The sequence below is a fragment of the Verrucomicrobium sp. BvORR034 genome (assembly GCF_000739635.1).
GTDB lineage: Bacteria > Verrucomicrobiota > Verrucomicrobiia > Verrucomicrobiales > Verrucomicrobiaceae > Verrucomicrobium.
In genome coordinates, this window is record NZ_BATQ01000011.1 from 1 (window position 1) to 17,937 (window position 17,937).

A 17,937-nucleotide genomic window follows, 5' to 3' on the forward strand; every position below is an offset into this window, starting at 1 on the left:
GGGCGCGAGGATGGACTGGGAAAATTCCTTTTGACAATACAGACAAGTCTGTCTATGATCTCGCCATGTCCGATGCTCGCAACCAGATCCTCAGCACCGCCGCCGCGTTGTTCGCGAGCCGCGGGTATGAGCTGGTGGGCATCAATGAGATCATTGAGAAGTCCGGTGTGGCCAAGGCGACGTTCTATGCCCACTTCAAGAGCAAGGAGAAGCTCTGCCTGGAGTGGCTGAAGGCCGATGCGGCAGAGACGGCGACAGCGCACGAGAAGCTCCTGGCAGATCCTCGGACGCCGCTGGAGAAGGTGGCAAAGAAGTTCGACGGACTGCGTCGGTATGTGAAGGGCTCCGACTTCCGCGGGTGCCCGTTTTCGATCACGGCCTCCATGTTGGAGGCTTCCAGCGAGGTTCGGGAAACGATCCGCGCGCACAAGGCGGGCAACCGCGAGTTTTGGCAGGAGCTGGCGGCGCAGGTCAGAGGCGGGGCTTCGGCAGAGTCCCGGCTTCTTGGTGACACGTTTTTCCTGTTGTACAGCGGTGCGGTGATGGAATCGCAGAACGCCCGCAATACCTGGCCGGCTGACTCTGCCAAGACAGCGGCACTGGCGCTGTGCGAGGGCCTTCCGGCATAAGCAGAAAGAGTTTTTCATTGAACACAAAACAGACAGACTTGTCTGTCTATATTAAACCCCAAAGATTAAATCGACTGCGAAAGTACCAAGTTTATGAAAGCCATTGAACTCAGTTCCCAATCCTTCGACCGTACGCTTGCCTCCACCTCCCAGCCCGTACTGGTGGACTTCCACGCCGAGTGGTGTGGTCCGTGCCGCATGATGGGCCCGGTGATCGAGCAGGTGGCGGGTGAGCAGCAGGGCAAGGCGGTGGTGGCCAAGGTGAATGTGGATGAGGCCCCCGATCTCGCCCAGCGCTACGGCATCAGCAGCATCCCCACGCTGATCGTCTTCAAGGACGCCCAGCCGGTGGCGACGGTGCGCGGCGCGCAGTCCAAGTCGGCCATCGAATCCCTGATCGCCCGCGGCGCTTAAAAGGCCCCATCCAACCGTATCACTCCCCATGAAAGCACCTGACCTCACCCAAGCCCCGCCGCGTAGCCCCCGAGTCCGTCTGGGCGGATACACCATCCTCCCCCGCATCCTCGACAAAGCGCGTGCAGCGATCGCTGGCACTCTTGGGGAGTACCGTTACGGCAACCCCACTGACTGGCACTTCTACCGCTTCACGGGCATCGATCCCGATGCCCTGCTGGAGAGAGTGAAGGCCGGTGGTGGGGACTGGGCGATCCTGCAATGGGTTCAGGAAACGGCGCCCAACAAGCGCAGCCCTTTTGAAATCGCCCAGTGGGCGGCCTGGACGGAAACCTTTGCCTACCATGGCGTCGAACGCCGCGACTGGTTTACGGCCGAGATCCGGCGGCTGAATCCGGAGCGGGATGACATTGCCACCGTGTTCGACCGTCTCGATCTTGACGATTATGTGGCCTTCGGTGGCGAGGCCTGATTTGAACTTCCAACTGTATCCTTGTCATGGCTGAGCGATATCGTGAAATGGTCAGCACCCCCGCCGTACTGGAGGCACAGCAGCATTACTTTGGCAAGGCCAGAGTGCCTGCCGCCGCCAGCCAGGATGACCGGTTGACTCCCGAAGAAGCGATGTTCATTGCCACCCGGGACAGCTTCTACATGGCCAGTGTGGCGGAGACCGGCTGGCCCTATCTGCAGCATCGCGGAGGTCCTCCAGGATTTCTCAAAGTCCTGTCACCCTCCGAGCTGGCCTTTGCGGACTTCCGCGGGAACCGGCAGATGCTCAGCACCGGCAATGTCTCCGTGAACGATCGCGTCAGCCTGTTCCTGATGGACTACCCCAACAAGGAGCGGCTCAAGATCATGGGCCACGCCAAGGTGCTGGATGCCCGCGAGCATCCTGATCTGGTGAAGAAGGTGGCTCAGCCGGAAATGGCCGCCCTCACGGAGCGCGTGTTCGTCATCCAGGTTGTTTCCTTTGACTGGAACTGTCCACAGTACATCACCCCGCGCTATACGGCTGAAGAGGTGGAGGCGGCGGTGGCGCCGATGAGAGCCCGCCTCGCTGAACTCGAAGCCCAACTTGCAAGCCAACCGAAAGCAAAATAGAACCATGAATCCAAGACCTCCCCTCCCTCCCTTCACCGAAGAATCCGCCCGGGCCAAAGTCCAAGCTGCGGAAGATGCCTGGAACAGCCGTGACCCGGAGAGGGTCTCCCTGGCCTACACCGAGGACACGGAATGGCGCAACCGGGCGGAGTTCGTCAACGGTCGTGCCGCAGTTGTCGAGTTCCTCCGCCGCAAGTGGTCGAGGGAGCTGGACTACCGGCTGAAGAAGACGCTCTGGGCCTTCACTGGCAACCGCATTGCCGTGCGTTTTGAATACGAGTGGCATGATGACAGCGGCCAGTGGTATCGCAGCCACGGCAACGAGAACTGGGAGTTTGATGAGCTGGGGTACATGAAGTGCCGCTATGCGAGCATCAATGACCAGCCCATTGCGGAGGCGGAGCGGAGGCTTTGAGGTCGGTGCGTCGGTGCGTCGGTGCGTCGGTGCGTCGGTGCGTCGGTGCGTCGGTGCGTCGGTGCGTCGGTGCGTCGGTGCGTCGGTGCGTCGGTGCGTCGGTGCGTCGGTGCGTCGGTTGGGGTTCGAGGTAATCTCTTAAGAAATCGCAATGATGGGCCTCGCGGTCCTGACCGCATAAATGCGGAACTCCAACCCTGCTGGAGGACCGGAGAGGGTTGGAGTTCCGCGTTTACGCGGTGTATCTACTTTGCCAGACCGTGCCGTCAGTAAAAGGAGCGAGGGACATTCCTGTCCCGGTTCGTTGCAAACGTCCCATGAGATTGCATGGGGTCTCGTGGCCAGGCCATCTGGGCTGTAGGGCGACACCGCATACTCCCAGCGTTCTTCATGGAAAGGCCCAGTGTCTGTCGAAGCTGCGCTACCGCGAATTTGTATCCTGGGGATAAGGTGTAAACTGGCGCAGGATCTCGTCGACTGTCTTTAGCACGGTCTTGGCCTCCGCACTCTCAGGGTTGGCTGGTATGACTAGTCGGCGCCCTTCGGTCCAGACGCCATGTGAACGCCAGTGGAACTGGGGGCGCATCCGCACTTGTTCTTCTGCTGTCAGAAATTCCAGGTAAGTGGCCCACTCCTCGGTAGATGTCGGAGCGAGAAACTGGTGCATTCGCATGTAAGGTACGTCGGGTGGAAACTTGAACGGAATAGTGTTCAAGGCCTTTTCCAGGGCTGCGTTGGCGGTTTCCTTCTGTTTTGTGGCCAGTTCTGTATAGTTTTCGGGATCAATGAAGGGCACCAACTTGATGGAGAAAGAGGACTGGCGAAGCTCATCTACCGATTCGCTCTTCAGACCTCCGTAGCGTCCATTCACCATGATAGTGCAGGTTAGGTTGATCGTCCTGTTGTTTGCGGCAAAAAACACGGTCCAATGCTCATCGATGATGGAGCTAAGCAACGCCAGCAGTTCGATTTCGGCCTGAACGGGAGACAGTTTTTTGTCTTCTGCGTGGGAACTACCAGCAACGATGCATGCGAGGAAAAACGTAAGAATGTTTCGCTTCATCTGGATTTGGGTCTTCATGCCTGACAGTCTGATCAATCTCGAGGCAGTTTGGTAAACATCACACTTTTCAAGTCGGGTGTAGTTGTCGATTCAATTGGGCTAGTGCGCCCTCGCTCCACTCCTCCAGCACATTGAGGAAATCAGCGATGCGCCTGGCATCGCGGGATCCTTCTCTTAACGCAGTTGTCTCGCTGCCGAACGAAGACTCGGACCTGAGGATGTGCACGGTTCGTTCCCTGCAGCGGGCTGTAATATAGTAGGGCCAGGAGTGCCTGGACCAGGCGGGTGCCACTACGATTGCGGTGCAGCCGGATATGTCAGACGTGTGCGGGCGATGCCCGCCCCACTGATGCCATATCCGCATGAACTGGCGGTCGATCACGAGTTGGTAGGGAAACACAAGCAGACGAAGCGACCAGAGCAACCAGAGTCCCGCAAAGCCGAAGGCGAAGAATGTAAGCCCCACAGCTGCCGCAATGGGAGAAAAATTCATGGAATGGAAAATGTCGATGCACGCTTTCCCTGTGGCGTAGAACCAAACTCCAAGAAACGCGGTCACCAGAATGGCGCACGCTGCCATGCCCCTCCGGGAGCCTCGTGAGCGTGGTGCCCGAACGAGCAGATGCGATGGGGGTCTGGCGGTTTGCTCCGCTTCCATGGGAAGTTTTTTGCCGTGAAATGGGAGAAGGTGCAAGCCAATTCCCGCAATCTGGTGCGCCGAAGGGGAGAGGAATGTCGCGCCTGCCTTTTCGACGTTGATCGCCTGCCAATTCATGGTTCGATGTCAGGGTGAGCAAGGTGCCGCCCGATCCCCAGACTCAACTCCCACCGGTCTCGGAGGCCGGATTGCGCCGGGAACTAGAGCGATGCCGGCAACGGCTCGCCGATTGCCATCGTCGCATGGAGCAGATGGAGGGTTTCTTCCACCACATCGCAGAGGCCGTTTTCATCGCGGAGCCCGATGGGGTGATCGTGGAGGCGAATCCGGCGGCGGTTGCTCTCACTGGCTACTCGGTGACGGAGCTCAAGGGAATGCGACCGTGGGATCTCGTGGTGTGTGCGGACAAGGAGGAAATTCAGGCGCATTTGGCTTCCGCCACTGCCGGAGAAGCCCGGACCGTGTGGCGCACACTCCGCTGTCAAAATGGCGTGACCAAGGAAGTGTCGCTGCGGCTGGCTCGAGGTCACTTTGGTGGACGGGAGCTGGTCATCTGCTCCTGCCGCGATGTCACCGAGCAGCGGGCCACTCAGACTTCATTGGAGTCCGCCCTGCGCGAGATGGAGGATCTGAAGGAGCAGTTCCAGCTCGCCACCCACACGACACCTGGCCTGATCTGGAGTGCGATGCCGGACGGGCACGTGGATTTCCTGAACCAGCGCTGGCTCAGCTACACGGGCCTCAGCATGGAGGAGGCAGCAGGGTGGGGGTGGGCGGCGGCGGTGCATTCCGACGACCTGTTGCAGCTCGAAGGCTACTGGCGGGCGATGCTGGTATCCGGCAAGGCGGGGGAAATGGAGTGTCGCCTGCGCCGTCATGATGGCGTGTACCGTTGGTTCCTCTTTCGAGGAGTGCCGCTGCATGATGCCTCGGGGACGCTCGTGAAGTGGTATGGCCAGACCACGGACATTGATGACCGCAAGCGGGCGGAAACGATGTTGAACTCGGAAAAGCGGATGCTGGAGATGATCGCGCGTGGCGATGACCTGACCGCAGTGCTGGAGCGCCTCTGTGAAATGATGGAGGAGGCCTTTCCCTCGACTCTCTGCTCCATTTTGCTCTACGAAGAATCGACTCAGAAGCTGTGGCACGCGACCTCATCGCGCCTTCCAGGAGCCTTGGTGAAAGCGGTGGACGGTGCCTTGGTGGGGCCTGAGACGGGGCCCTGTGGTCGTGCCGTGCACTTCCAGCAGCAGATTGTGGTGGCGGATATTGAGACGGATCCCTTTGGCTGTCTGTACAGAGATGCCGCACTGGGGAGCGGACTGCGTTCCTGCTGGTCGTCTCCTATTCTGGCATCCAATGGCCGGGTTTTGGGCACCTTTGCCAGTTATACACGCAAACCGGGCTGGCCGACCCCACGCGAGCAGCGTCTCGCGGAGCAGTGTGCCCATCTCGCCAGCATCGCCATCGAGCGCAAGCAGGCCGCGGACGATCTGCGGGCTTCGGAGCAGCGGAGGGCCTCAGCGGTGATCGAAGAGCGAAACCGCATGGCCCGTGATATTCACGACACTCTGGCCCAGGGTTTCACGGGGGTGATCATTCAGCTGGAGGCGGCGGCGGATGCCCGGGGCCAGCATCTCGAGGACGAAGCAGATCGACACATCGCACGTGCCAGTGAGCTGGCCCGGGAGAGCCTGGCAGAGGCGCGCCGTTCGGTGAGGGCCCTGCGCCCTCTCGCGCTGGAGACCCGGCCCCTGGTGGATGCCTTGGCAGAACTATTCCAGAAAATGACATCGGGAACGGGTGTGCAGGCTAGGCTTCACGTCGAAGGGACACCACGAGGCTTGCCATCCGGATGGGATGAGAATCTCCTGCGTATTGGCCAGGAAGTCCTGACCAACACCCTGCGTCATGCCGGTGCGACCGAGTTTGAAACGCGGCTCACGTTCGGTGCGGAATCGGTCCAGTTTCTGTTGCGTGACAATGGGAGGGGATTCGATCCCTTGGCGCGGCATGATGGATTCGGCCTGGTGGGAATCCACGAGCGTGCTGGGACCTTGGGTGGGACGGTGGCGGTCGAGGGAGGCCCCGGCAACGGAACCCGGGTGGTCATTGTCTTGCCCTGCGGCAAAAATGCGGAATGATACCGGGCATCTGCGCTCCATGACCCAAGGTTCTAGCACACACTCCCTCTGCGACGGTACCGGCACCATCCGGGTGCTGGTGGCGGATGATCATGTGACGGTGCTGGAGGGGCTGGCGTCCATCATTGGACGGCAGCCGGACATGGAAGTGGTGGGTCAGGCGGCCAATGGGAGGGAGGCGGTGGAGCTGTGGGGCAGGTGTCAGCCCGACGTGGCCCTGCTGGACCTGCGCATGCCGGTGCTGGATGGCGTGGGGGCGATCGAGGAAATACGGCAGCGGCAGCCGTCCGCCCGGGTGGTGGTGCTCACCACATTTGACACAGATGCGGACATCTCCATGGCGATCAAGGCTGGAGCGAAGGGGTATCTGCTCAAGGATGCGCCGCGGGAGGAACTGCTGGCCTGCATCCGGAAGGTGTATGCCGGGGAGACCGTCATTTCGCCCAGCCTCGTGGCGAAGCTGGCCTCTGGTCTGGCCAATGAGCCGCTAACCGGGCGGGAGCTGGAGGTGCTGGGGCTGCTGGCCAAGGGGCGGAGCAACAAGGAGATCGGCACGCATCTTTACATCGGGGAGACGACAGTGAAGTCCCATTTGCGGAGCATCTTCGCGAAGCTCAATGTCTTGAGCCGGACGGAAGCCGTGGCCGCGGCCAGCAGGCGGGGATTGGTGCAGCTTTAGACCGCCATAGGTGCCAGAGTGGCCGCATCCCTCTTCGAGGAAGAGCTGCCTTCCAGACTCGAAAACTGCGGGCATCTCATCCAAAAGGAGGAGGCATTTCTCATCCCTCGGAGGGGTGGGAAATCCGCCCGCCCGGGCAATGGCGGAAGACGAGGTCGTGGAGCAAACTGGAGGCGGTCAACTGACGCCCACCACGGGAAGGGAATGACGACATGAGTGTGAGCACCACCGACAAAGGCCTGCTGACCCCGGACAACTGCACGGTGATATTCATCGACTTTCAACCTGAGATGCTTCCTGAAGATTCCAGCCTGAATGAAAACTCGCCAGCGGGTCTGCTTGCCCGGACGACAGCGCTTTTCAGCCTCCCGGTGATCATCACAGTGGCGGGAGGCGGAGCTGCCGCTCCCTGGCTGTCGAGCCTGTTTCCTGAAACCCAAGTGGTACACAGGGCGGGGATCAACGCCTGGGACTGCCCGAAGTTCCAGAGGGAGCTTCGCCAGTCTGGGAGGAGGAATCTGGTGATGGCCTCACCTTTCGCAGAGGTTTCCCTGGCCTTGCCGGCGCTTCAGGCGCTGACGGATGGCTATGGCGTGTATGTTGTGGAAGATGCCTCCTCAGGGCGCAGCAAACGGGCACAGCGTGCCGCCTTCCGGCGCATGGAGCAAGCGGGTGCTGTGTCTCTCACGGCAGTCCCTTTCCTGCTGGAGCTGCAACGCGACTGGTTCGACGGACCGCACCGTGATGCCGTGAGGTCCCTCCTCGCGGACCAAGGGGTGCGAGTGCCAAGCCCTGGCTCCGCATCCTGACTTCATTTTCAGAACTCCTTCAAACGAGCAAGCAAAACCATCAAACCATCCATCCAACATGAGCAAGTTCACCACCAAAGACGGCACCGAGATCTACTACAAAGACTGGGGCAAGGGGCCGGTTATCACCTTCAGTCACGGCTGGCCTCTGACCGCCGACGCGTGGGAAGCACAGATGTTTTTCCTCGCATCCCAGGGTTTCCGCTGCATCGCGCACGACCGCCGTGGGCATGGGCGCTCCAGCCAGCCGTGGGATGGCAACCACATGGACCAGTACGCGGACGATCTGGCAGAGCTGTTTGATCTGCTGGATCTGAAAGACATCGTCATGGTCGGTCACTCGACCGGTGGTGGCGAAGTGGCGCGCTACATCGGTCGCCATGGCACGGCGCGGGTTTCCAAGGCTGTGCTCATGGGAGCGGTGCCACCGATCATGCTCAAGACGGAGGCCAATCCAGGTGGTCTGCCCATGGAGGTCTTCGAGGGCTTCCGCCAGGCTTACCTTGCTGATCGGTCCCAGTTCTTTCTGGACGTGGCCAGCGGACCCTTCTTCGGCTTCAACCGGCCGGGAGCCAAGGTTTCGCAGGGACTCATCCAGTCCTGGTGGATGCAGGGGATGATGTCTGGTCACAAGAACGCGTATGACTGCATCAAGGCCTTCTCTGAAACCGACTTTACCGAGGATCTCAAGAGGTTCGATGTGCCTACGCTCATCATCCACGGAGATGACGACCAGATTGTGCCCATCGGTGCTTCCGCCCATGAGGCGGTGAAACTCATCCCCAACGCCGAACTCAAGATCTATCCCGGTGGCACCCACAGCCTGGGGGACACCAGCAAGGATCAGCTCAATGCCGACCTGCTCGCCTTTGCGCAGAGCTGAGATCTCCCCCGGGGAACAAACTTTCATCCGTCCATCTTCCTATGTCCACTCAATCAAAACTGTCCGGCAAGACAGCCATCGTCACCGGAGCCTCCAAAGGCATCGGTGCCTCCGTTGCCAAGTACCTCGCCGCTGAGGGCGCGTCTGTGATCGTCAACTACTCGTCCAGCAAAGAAGCTGCTGATCAGGTGGTGGCGGAGATCATCGCCGACGGCGGAAAAGCCGCAGCCGTGCACGCCAACATGTCCGAACAAGCGGACATCGAGCGTCTCTTTGCCGAGACCAAGGCGCTCTATGGCCAGCTCGATATCCTGGTGAACAACGCTGGGGTGTACGACTTCGCTCCGCTGGGGCAGATCACGGAAGAGCACTTCCACAAGATGTTCAACCTCAACGTGCTCGGGCTCATCCTCGCCATGCAGGAGTCGCTCAAGTACTTTGGCGAGGCGGGAGGCGCCATCGTCAACGTGAGCTCGGTGGTGGCCACCTATTCCCCAGCCAACTCCGGCGTGTACAACGCCACGAAGTCTGCTGTGGACGGCCTGACTCGCACGTTCTCCAAGGAACTGGCTCCCAAAAAGATCCGGGTGAACTCGATCAATCCAGGACCTATTGAAACGGATGGCGTGCATGCCCAGGGGCTGGCTGACAAGTTCCGGGAGATGGGGGCGGGCCTGCCCTTGGGGCGTGTGGGCCAGCCTGCGGACATCGCCACCGGCGTGGTGTTCCTCGCTTCCGATGACTCCTCCTGGATGACCGGTGAGACCCTCTACGTCGCGGGCGGTCTGCGGTGAGTTCAGGAGTCAACACATCCTCTTTCAACCTCATCAGAAAGGAACACCATGGGATTGACCACATTGGGCCTCATTCACACCGTCATCAGTCTGGTGGCGGTCTTTGCCGGAATCTACGCCTTCATCAGGGACAAGCAGATCATCACCGGCAATACGGTGGGCCAGATCTACCTCTGGGGTACCGTTCTCACCTGCCTCACAGGATTTGGCATCTTCCAGCATGGGGGCTTTGGCGCTCCACATGCACTCGGCGTCATCACTCTGGTGGTGCTGTTGATTGCCTGGGGTGCTGGCACCCGCGGCTGGTTCGGCAAGTCCGGCAAGGTGGTGGAAGTGGTGAGCTACTCCGTCACCTTCTTTTTCCACATGATCCCGGCCATCACGGAGACCACGACACGTCTGCCGGTGGGCAATCCGTTGGTAAAGGATCGCGAAGGACCGGAGCTGCAAGCCGCGGCGGGTGTATGCTTGGTGCTGCTGCTGATTGGGGTCTTCTTGCAGGTGCGGCGACTGCGTGCAGGGAAGCCCGCAGGGGCGCGGTGATATTCCTTGTCATCCCAGGGTGAGGTGGCTTCAATCAGGACTCGTGGCTTGCCTGGTCGGCAGCCACTTTTCCTCATGAAAGCCGCTGCTCCGCTTCGCCTTGTCGTTCTGCTATTGTGCCTGCTTGGGGTGAGTTGCCGCACGCTGAGTCCAAGCGGTGAACCGCCTTCCTACTATGGAAGGTTGTTCAAGTCGGCCGACTCGGTGGTGCTTTATTCCCTGAATCCACGGCGAAGCCGTGATGCTGTCGATGAGACGCTGCATGGGTACAAGATCCTTGGGCAAACTCCCCTCGACAAGGAGCAGTCCCGGCAGGTGGCGGAGGAGCTGTATAGGGCACAGAAGGCGTCTGATGGATCGAGTGTGAGGTGCTTTGTTCCGCGGCACGCGGTGCGGACGGTGGCAGCCGGGCACATCCACGATTTCCTGATCTGCTATCAATGCTACCAGGTCTATTGGTTTCAGGACGGCACGCAGGTGGCGACGGTGACCGTGGAAGGTTCGCCTCGCTTCCTGAACAAGTTGCTTCAAGACGCAGGCATTCCCTTGTCTAACAAAGGTCCTGGCTGATCTGACCCCTTGTGGAAGGGTTCACGGAAGGGAAGCATCCGGCTCTGGAGACCGCCCCCGTGGGGTTGCGTTCTCCCTGCAGGCCAGGGCATCTGTATATCCTGCTGGGGACAGTCTGGCTGTCAGTCCTGCCACGACGGCGATGCAACCCAGATGCACCAGCCAGCCAGCGGTGAATCCGTCCGTGTAGTCGTGCAGCACGGCAGCCAGCCAGGGGGCAAGGGCGGCGAGGAGGAACCCGCCTCCTTGCATCACTGCGCTCAGAGCGGCGGCATGAGCCGGGCGATGGTCATGGTCCAGAGCCACCACCATAAAGAGAGCGAAGAAACCTCCCAATCCTGCGCCGCCGACCGCAGCCCAAAGCTTGGGGTAGAGGTCGGGCCATGCTACCAGTCCCATGAACGCAACTGCCTGCAAGGCCAGCGAATGCCAAAGCCAGGTGCGCCGGTCCAGATTGCGACGGGCGAGGATGGGCAGCAGCAAGGCGGCCGCTGCTTGAGAAAGGGTCATGACTGCCACCAGACTGCCGCTGCCCGCCGCGCTCCAGCCATGCGTCTGATAGAACGGGGCAAGCCAGGCCACGAGAGAGGAGTAACCGCCGTTGACCAGGCCAAAGCAGAGCATGAGCAGCCAGGCCCGTGGACAACGCAGGAGAGGCGCAAGAGGAACGGGGCGGGTCTGTGAGCAGGTGTCAGATGCCGGCAGGGCAATCCATGCCAGCCCCAGGGCCAGCAGACAGGGCAGACCCAGGATGGCGAGAGCAATGCGCCAGTCTCCCAAGGTGTGGGCCATCAGGGGCGAAAGTTGTGCTCCCAAGGCTCCGCCGCCCATCATGGCCGCAGAGTAGAGTCCCATCACGGGTGCCAGCCAGAGGGGCATTTGCGCCTTGATCACGGCAGGAAATACCGCCTGTACGACGGCCACACCCAACCCGCACAGGGCGGCCGTGCCAATGAGGGCGAGACCACTGTGAGCCTCAAAACGCAAAAGGGAACCCAGCCCAAGCATGGCGAGCGCGATCAGGATGGCGCGTCGCGAGCCAAGCTTGCGGGCTACCCAGGGTGAGGCAAAAGCTCCGGCCCCCATGAGAGCGACTGGCAGAAAGGTGAGCCAGGCCATGCCCTGCTGGGAGAGGCCTGTGCTACGCTGGATGTCCGCAGCCAGCGGGCCGGCGGCGGTGAGGAAGGAGCGCAGGTTCACACCCGTCAACACCACGGTGGCCAGCAGCAGAAGCGTGTGGGCCGGGCGGGTGGGCAAGGTTGTTTCCTCGTGGGGATGCATCACGAGAAGGCGGTGGCCGGGATGCCGCGGGCATTGGCCCATGCCTCGTAGGGATGCTGCCCTGTGATTTCAGGCGGGACGTGCACGAGGCGGAGGTGACGCAGGCTGGTCGTCATGCCCAGTTCCTCGTAAATCGCGGCCGTGGACAGGCCATAGGGCTCAGCCTCCCGGTTGGTAAAGGCGTAGGTGACCTCGCTAATGCCCGCCATCCGCATGGCGGCCAGGCACATGGGGCAGGGGTGCCCACTGGCATAGACGGTGCAACCCTCCAGCAGCGGAGACTGCAGCACCTGGCTGGCGGCGCGCACGGCCTGCATCTCCGCGTGCGCGGTCGGGTCGTTGGAGAGGTTTATTTCATTGACCCCGCGGGAGATAACCCGCCCGTACTTCACCACCACGGCACCAAACGGCCGGCCCCCTTCAGAGATGTTGGTCACAGCCAGATCAATGGCTTCCTGGAGAAAGACATCCGGTGCAACAGAGGTGGGGGTGACAAGGGTCGTCGTCATGATTTTGAGCAAGGCGTGGCGCTGACCTCAGCGACCGCCGGCGGCCAGGAGCAGTCCGGCCATTTCAATCTGCCCACGCTGGTTCGCGTGTTTCAAAGCCGTGACCCCTTCGCCATCGGGAAGGTTTACATCGGCCCCTGCATTCAGGAGCAGTCGGGCGATTTCCACATAGGCCGCGCCGCCATCGCCAAAGATCACTGCCTGGAGCAGAGCGGTCCAATCGAGCCAGTTGATGTGATCCACCTCCACCCCGCTCTCAAGGAGCACCTTCACCGTTTCCACATCCCCGCGCTCTGCGGCGGCCATGAGGGCGGTGCTTTCAAAGCGGTCCGTGCTGTGGACATTGGCCCCATGGCGGAGCGTCAGCGCCAGCAGATCCGGCAGGCCTTGGGAGGCGGCCGTCATGAAAGGACTGGCGAGCACGGCATCCCGGGCGTTCACGTCCGCTCCTGCTTCCATCAGCAGTCGGGCCGTTTCCACGTGATTGCCCTGCACGGCTGCGAGGAGGGCGGTGCGGCGACGATGGTCACGTGCCTCCAGCGGCACTCCTTCATGGAGGGCTGCCAGAACCGCCCTGCTGTCGCCCCGGCTGGCTGCCGCCACGAGTCGCACCGCCGATGAAGAATCGGTGGTGGCCGAGGCGTGAGCGGAAAAGGGGTCCGAGATCATGGCGCAGAGCGGGAAGCAATGGTGACCGGGACGGCATGGGAACAGGGGTTTGAGAGTTCCCGTACCGTTTTGGACGCTACGCAATCTGCTTAGTATTTGGAAATTAAATCATGACATGCTATCTATTGAATTTGTGAATGTTTCCCTGCTCGACCTGGAACTGCTCCGCACTTTTGTGTCGGTGGTGGACTGCGGCAGCTTCACGGTGGCGGCGGGGCGCCTGAGTTCCACCCAGTCCACAGTGAGCCAGAAGATCGCCCGGCTGGAGGAGCAGGTCGGTCATGCGGTGTTGGACCGCAGCCGTCGCGATGTCCGCCTGACGGCGGCCGGGGAGAGGCTGATTGGCTACTCGCGCCGTCTGCTGGCGCTGAACGAGGAGGCGGTGGATGCCCTCTCCCGTGGGGTGGTGGAGACGACGATTCGTCTGGGGGTGCCGGAGGATTTCGCTGCCGGGCGGCTCACCGGCATGTTGGTGGAATTCACCGGCAGGCACCCCAATCTGAAGCTGGAGATCACCAGTGGTCTGAGCCGCGACTTGCGGCGGCTTTTTGAGAGAGGTGAGCTGGATCTGGGGCTCATCAAGCAGCGCAAAGGGACGGAGGAAGGCGTCCAGCGGTGGCGGGAACCGCTCTGCTGGGTGGACAGCCGGGCGAATCCAGCCTTTGACCGGGATCCCGTGCCTTTGGTGGTGTTCCCACCCCATGGGCTCTACCGGGATGACATGATCCACACCTTTGAGACCCTCGGGCGGAGCTGGCGGATTGTCTATTCCAGCTCAAGCCTGGCGGGCATTCAGGCGGCCGTGGCAGATGGGCTGGGCATCAGTCTGTTGCCGGTGCGCACCGTGCTGCCCGCTCATCAGGTCTTGGGAGAGGCGCATGGATTGCCGTTGATCGACAACATGGAGATCGCCACCTACCACCGGACGGATGCCGGTGAGCTGATCACGGAGCTGGCGCATCAGCTTTCTCTACTCATCTAGGCCCTTTTAGAAGTGAGGTGATGCTTCGGGCTGGACGGGTCGAGAGAGGTTCGCGTGGGGTGCAAAGGGACGTCGCTGGCATCCGCTCCGGGATGCCATACCCATTTTGATCTTCCGGAGGTGTCAGTCGCTACGCTCCTTCAACCATCCGGCTAATGGCTGTGATGCCTCCGGCATCGGGTGGCGGACTGCGATACCGATGAGAGCATTTCAAGTAGCACCTCAACATTTAGACGAGGGCACTGCTTTGTGATCACAATAAGAAGAAAAAAGAACGCCCCGCCGGGGTGCGAATCCAGCGGGGCGCAGCGCCTGTCAGAGTGAGGAAGCTGGGCGGACGGTCCTGTGGGGCCGGCCACCCATTCTGGCGGACGAATTGTTGTCAGCGATCAGGCTTTGGCCTTGAGCCAGCCGTCGCGGTAGGAAGCGCGCTTGATGTACTTGTTGGCGCCTTCGTCGTTGGTCACCTTCATGGCTTCCTTGTCCCACTGCACGGTCTTGCCGGAGCGGATGGCGAGGTTGCCGAGGAGAACGAACTCCGTAAGCGGGCAGGAGTAGTCGAAGTTGGAGCTCGGGGTGCCACCATTGACGATGCAATGAGCCCACTCGCCCTGCGGATTGTTCGGCTTCGGACTGCGAGCCTCGGTCTTCTTGATGGTGCCGGCGGCCATGGCCTTCTTGGTGTCCAAGAACTTGGCGCTGGGGTAGATGGAAGGGCTGGCGCAATAGGCGTCGCCTTCGTACACCACGGCTTCCGTACCCTGGAAGATCATGCCGCTGCTGGCCTTCTTCCAGCCGTCTTCGCTGAGGTCGGCCATCATTTCGGGTTTGGCCGGCTTGTTGGCCTGACCGTCTTTGACGCCGTCCTGCCAGCTCACCACGAGAGGCTCGGGGTTGTTTTTGCCGGGGGCGAAGTGGTACTTCAGGCTGCTCCAGGTCGGGGCGCAATGCTCGCTGACCTCGCCGCTCTCCACCTCGATCTTCACCGGGATGGCCTGGCCGAGGATGCTGAAGGTGGCGTCCATGATGTGGCAGCCCATGTCGCCGAGGGCACCGGAGCCAAACTGCCACCAACCACGCCAGTTGAAGGGATGCACGCTCTTGCCGCGCTTGTTGGTCTGGCCAGTCGGGATGTCGAATTCAAAGTAGGGCTCGCTGGCCTCGCTGGAGAGCCACAGATCCCAGTCGAGCTCGGCCGGAGCCGTGGCGGCGACCTTCTTGAGGGGGCCTTGGGGCCAGATGGGGCGGTTCGTCCAGAGGTTGATGCCCTTGAGGGTGCCAATTGCGCCCTGTTCGATCCATTCCTTGGCGAGGCGCTGGCCTTCCATGGTGCGGCCCTGGTTGCCCATCTGGGTCACCACGCCGGCAGCCTTGGCAGCCTTGTGAAGTTCGCGCACTTCCCAGATCGTGTTACAAAGGGGCTTCTGCACGCAGACGTGCTTCCCGTAGCCGAGAGCCCACATGGCGGCCACAAAGTGGGTGTGGTCCGGGGTGCTGATGATGACGCCGTCGATGTCCTTGTGGTTCTCGTCCAGCATCTTGCGGAAGTCCTGGTAGAGCTTCGGCGAGGTGGAGGGGGCCGTCTGACCGGCATCGGTGAAGTACTTGGCGTGCTTGGCGGCGGCTTCTTCCACGCGCTTCTTGTCCACGTCCACGAGGGCCACGATGTTGTGGTCCAGAGCGATGGCCTGGGTGTCAGACTGGCCTTTGCCAAGCGCACCGATCACCGCGATGTTGAGCTTCTTGCTCGCGGTGTTTTGACCGTGGAGGAGGAGGTTCGGGAAGGTAAAGGCGCCCCCGGCCAGTCCGGCGGTCGTCGTGAGGAAGCGGCGGCGGTTCAGTGCTTTGCTTGACATGTGTGTGGTTTGGTTTGGTTTGACAGTGAAAAAGTGTGCAAAAACGGTCAGAAAAGGATCAAAAGCCTAGGCGAAACAAACGGGGCTGACCAGAGGTTATTGCGCGCCAGACCGTGAAAAATTGAGGATTGTCGAGGCATCTTTGCCTGGGGATGCCGCCATCGGCCCGGGATTTCACGTGGTATGAATTCGCCGGGCGGGAGACAGTGTATCGCGCCATCCTGGTGCCGTGGCTGGTGGGAAATTGAATCCGTCCCCGCCCCGCTAGCGCACCGTAGATGCCCGACTACCCCCATTTGTGGGACGGACGAGAAGATCGTGGATTTGCAGGTGAGAGATGGGGAAGAGTATGGTAATTTCCAGAAACAATGAAGTATCAAGTTCTTTTTGCTGAGGGAGTTACAGAACGCGCGAAGGCGACTGGTGAAGCAACATGAGCGGACTGCCCTATCTCTCCATCTGGATCGCCCTCCTGACGGCCGTCGTGGCTGGCTTGGCGGTGTGGGGTTTTCGCATCTGGCGCAAACGCCAGGCGGACGCTGTCAGCCATCGGCGTGAGCAGTTCTCAGACGCGTGGCTCCAGGAGTTGCTCCCGGTGCTGGAGGGTCAAAGCCAGATCTCTGCGCTGCCTCTTCCCGGCACGGCGGAGGAGATGAGCGAGGCTCTGCATTTGATCCTCGAACTCCTGGAACGCGTGCGTGGCCAATATCGCGACCGGCTTCGTCTGGTGTTGGACCACATCGGCGCGGAGGCCACGGCCTTGCGCGATCTGGTGTCTGGCTCGCCCGAGACCAAGATTTCCTCATGCCGTCTGCTGGCGTTGACCCAGGCGGATTCCAATGTGGACCTCCAGCTCTCCCGGGCGCTGTACGATGCCGACTGGAAGGTGCGTCTGGAGGCTGCCTACGCGCTTTCTGTCCGCCAGCCACTGGGCCTCACTTTGGAGTCCTTGCTATCACCTTTGCGGGCGACACCTGCCTTTGACATGGAACTGGCGCAAAAGGTGGTCAAGCAGTTCGCACCGTTGCCCGGCCGTGGCGATGAGCTGGCGAGGGCGCTCATGGGTTCAAGGAATCCGCAGGAACGGGTGGTCTTGCTGGCGGGAATCGCGGATGCAGATGACCTGATGCTGGGGGATGTGGTGGCCTGGCAGCTCTCAGACTATTCTTCAGCGGTGCGACTGGAGGCCATCCGAACCCTGGAGCGCATGGCAGATCCCGTGCAGATCATGAAGGTGACGTCTCTGACGGCTGATCCTGAACCGGCAGTGCGACAGGCCGTGGCGGCCTATGCGGGCTCCATGGGCGGTGGGTCAGCAGCACAACTGGCCCTCCAGGCCCTGGCAAACGACTCCTCCCCAGACGTCAGGCAGGTCGCGGAGGCTGGCCTCCGGCGTTGGCAGTCGGGTGGGCGCGTGCCTGCGGCGACCGACGCCAGCGCGTGAGATGGGGTGGAAGGCCACCCCTCGTTTGACGGGGGGGGAGCTGTTTCGGATTCGAGGATGCAAGTTTCTTGGTATAATGATAACTTCTACTTCAATGACACATCAAGTGCTTCTGGCCGATGACGATCCGCTGCTCCACCGTGTGGTGGGCTTCAAGGTGGCCCAGCAGCAATGGCAGTTGATCTCTGCCTACAATGGGGCAGAGGCACTGGAGCAGGCGCGGCTCAAGCGTCCGTCCGTAATCATCCTGGATGGCATGATGCCGGTCATGGATGGCTTTGAGGCCCTTCGCGAATTGCGTCGTGATCCCCTCACCGCGTCGATCCCGGTCCTGATGCTTTCCGCCCGCAATCGTGATGCCGATGTGGTGGGTGCCTTGGATCAGGGCGCAAATGATTATCTGACGAAGCCTTTCAGTCCGGCGGAACTGGTGGCCCGGGTGAGCAGGCTCATTCCGGGAGGAGCCGTGGCATGAGGGAGAGGCACCG

Annotated in this window: 20 protein-coding genes; 15 read left to right on the forward strand and 5 right to left on the reverse strand. The window is 61.2% G+C overall.

Annotated elements, in window-relative coordinates; translation table 11 throughout:
* The 5 genes from BV034_RS02170 to BV034_RS02190 all read left to right on the forward strand — a co-directional run.
* The coding region (locus tag BV034_RS02170; protein WP_050023671.1) for a TetR/AcrR family transcriptional regulator at positions 1-629 on the forward strand (629 nt) is incomplete at its 5' end.
* A gap of 93 nt (positions 630-722) precedes the next feature.
* Positions 723-1,043, forward strand: coding sequence for a thioredoxin (gene trxA, locus BV034_RS02175; RefSeq protein WP_050023673.1), 321 nt, complete (start codon positions 723-725; stop codon positions 1,041-1,043).
* Positions 1,044-1,071: 28 nt separating this feature from the next.
* Positions 1,072-1,515: a DUF5069 domain-containing protein gene (locus tag BV034_RS02180; protein WP_050023674.1), complete on the forward strand. Its 444-nt coding sequence runs from the start codon at positions 1,072-1,074 to the stop codon at positions 1,513-1,515.
* Between the two features lie 26 nt (positions 1,516-1,541).
* Positions 1,542-2,147 carry a pyridoxamine 5'-phosphate oxidase family protein gene (locus tag BV034_RS02185; RefSeq protein WP_050023675.1) on the forward strand — a complete coding sequence of 202 codons (606 nt, stop codon included), beginning with the start codon at positions 1,542-1,544 and terminating at the stop codon, positions 2,145-2,147.
* Between the two features lie 4 nt (positions 2,148-2,151).
* Complete coding sequence (locus tag BV034_RS02190; RefSeq protein WP_050023676.1) at positions 2,152-2,562, forward strand: nuclear transport factor 2 family protein; 411 nt, start codon at positions 2,152-2,154, stop codon at positions 2,560-2,562.
* A 421-nt stretch (positions 2,563-2,983) separates the two neighbouring features.
* Here BV034_RS02190 and BV034_RS02195 read toward each other — a convergent pair whose 3' ends face one another.
* Positions 2,984-3,643 (reverse strand): hypothetical protein, encoded by a 660-nt coding sequence (locus BV034_RS02195; RefSeq protein ID WP_050023677.1) that lies wholly within the window; start codon positions 3,641-3,643, stop codon positions 2,984-2,986.
* 780 nt (positions 3,644-4,423) lie between these two features.
* On the opposite strand from BV034_RS02195, the gene BV034_RS02205 reads away from it, so the two are divergent.
* The 7 genes from BV034_RS02205 to BV034_RS02235 all read left to right on the forward strand — a co-directional run bounded on the left by BV034_RS02205 (position 4,424) and on the right by BV034_RS02235 (position 10,708).
* Positions 4,424-6,430: a PAS domain S-box protein gene (locus BV034_RS02205; RefSeq protein WP_265592528.1), complete on the forward strand. Its 2,007-nt coding sequence runs from the start codon at positions 4,424-4,426 to the stop codon at positions 6,428-6,430.
* A 19-nt stretch (positions 6,431-6,449) separates the two neighbouring features.
* Entirely contained in the window at positions 6,450-7,109 is a 660-nt protein-coding gene (locus BV034_RS02210; RefSeq protein WP_050023741.1) for a response regulator transcription factor, read from the forward strand.
* Positions 7,110-7,321: 212 nt separating this feature from the next.
* Positions 7,322-7,918 (forward strand): isochorismatase family protein, encoded by a 597-nt coding sequence (locus BV034_RS02215; RefSeq protein ID WP_050023686.1) that lies wholly within the window; start codon positions 7,322-7,324, stop codon positions 7,916-7,918.
* Positions 7,919-7,976: 58 nt separating this feature from the next.
* A complete protein-coding gene (locus tag BV034_RS02220; protein WP_050023688.1) occupies positions 7,977-8,801 on the forward strand; it encodes an alpha/beta hydrolase in 825 nt (274 codons plus the stop codon).
* Positions 8,802-8,842: 41 nt separating this feature from the next.
* The gene (locus tag BV034_RS02225) at positions 8,843-9,595 is read left to right on the forward strand and encodes a glucose 1-dehydrogenase (protein WP_050023689.1); all 753 of its coding nucleotides are present in this window, start codon (positions 8,843-8,845) and stop codon (positions 9,593-9,595) included.
* 48 nt (positions 9,596-9,643) lie between these two features.
* Positions 9,644-10,138 (forward strand): hypothetical protein, encoded by a 495-nt coding sequence (locus BV034_RS02230; RefSeq protein WP_050023691.1) that lies wholly within the window; start codon positions 9,644-9,646, stop codon positions 10,136-10,138.
* Between the two features lie 75 nt (positions 10,139-10,213).
* On the forward strand, positions 10,214-10,708 hold the full coding sequence (locus tag BV034_RS02235; RefSeq protein WP_265592529.1) for a hypothetical protein: 495 nt from the start codon (positions 10,214-10,216) through the stop codon (positions 10,706-10,708).
* Positions 10,709-10,729: 21 nt separating this feature from the next.
* Here BV034_RS02235 and BV034_RS02240 read toward each other — a convergent pair whose 3' ends face one another.
* Genes BV034_RS02240 through BV034_RS02250 form a run of 3 tightly spaced genes read right to left on the reverse strand, consistent with a single transcriptional unit; the run spans position 10,730 to position 13,167 of the window.
* Positions 10,730-11,989: a cyanate transporter gene (locus BV034_RS02240; protein WP_050023694.1), complete on the reverse strand. Its 1,260-nt coding sequence runs from the start codon at positions 11,987-11,989 to the stop codon at positions 10,730-10,732.
* Positions 11,989-12,498, reverse strand: a complete 510-nt coding sequence (locus tag BV034_RS02245; RefSeq protein WP_050023696.1) for a nucleoside deaminase — start codon at positions 12,496-12,498, stop codon at positions 11,989-11,991. Before BV034_RS02245 ends, BV034_RS02240 begins: the two co-directional genes overlap by 1 nt.
* Before the next feature lie 27 nt (positions 12,499-12,525).
* Positions 12,526-13,167 (reverse strand): ankyrin repeat domain-containing protein, encoded by a 642-nt coding sequence (locus BV034_RS02250; RefSeq protein ID WP_265592531.1) that lies wholly within the window; start codon positions 13,165-13,167, stop codon positions 12,526-12,528.
* A 115-nt stretch (positions 13,168-13,282) separates the two neighbouring features.
* Here BV034_RS02250 and BV034_RS02255 point away from each other — a divergent pair, with 115 nt between their 5' ends.
* A complete protein-coding gene (locus tag BV034_RS02255) occupies positions 13,283-14,149 on the forward strand; it encodes a LysR substrate-binding domain-containing protein (protein ID WP_063768653.1) in 867 nt (288 codons plus the stop codon).
* Between the two features lie 389 nt (positions 14,150-14,538).
* Here the strand turns inward: BV034_RS02255 and BV034_RS02260 are convergent, their stop codons facing one another.
* Positions 14,539-16,005: a Gfo/Idh/MocA family oxidoreductase gene (locus BV034_RS02260; RefSeq protein WP_050023698.1), complete on the reverse strand. Its 1,467-nt coding sequence runs from the start codon at positions 16,003-16,005 to the stop codon at positions 14,539-14,541.
* Between the two features lie 433 nt (positions 16,006-16,438).
* Here BV034_RS02260 and BV034_RS02265 point away from each other — a divergent pair, with 433 nt between their 5' ends.
* Positions 16,439-17,449, forward strand: coding sequence for a HEAT repeat domain-containing protein (locus BV034_RS02265; RefSeq protein WP_050023700.1), 1,011 nt, complete (start codon positions 16,439-16,441; stop codon positions 17,447-17,449).
* 94 nt (positions 17,450-17,543) lie between these two features.
* Positions 17,544-17,924, forward strand: coding sequence for a response regulator (locus BV034_RS02270; protein ID WP_050023702.1), 381 nt, complete (start codon positions 17,544-17,546; stop codon positions 17,922-17,924).
* Positions 17,925-17,937: the final 13 nt, after the last annotated feature.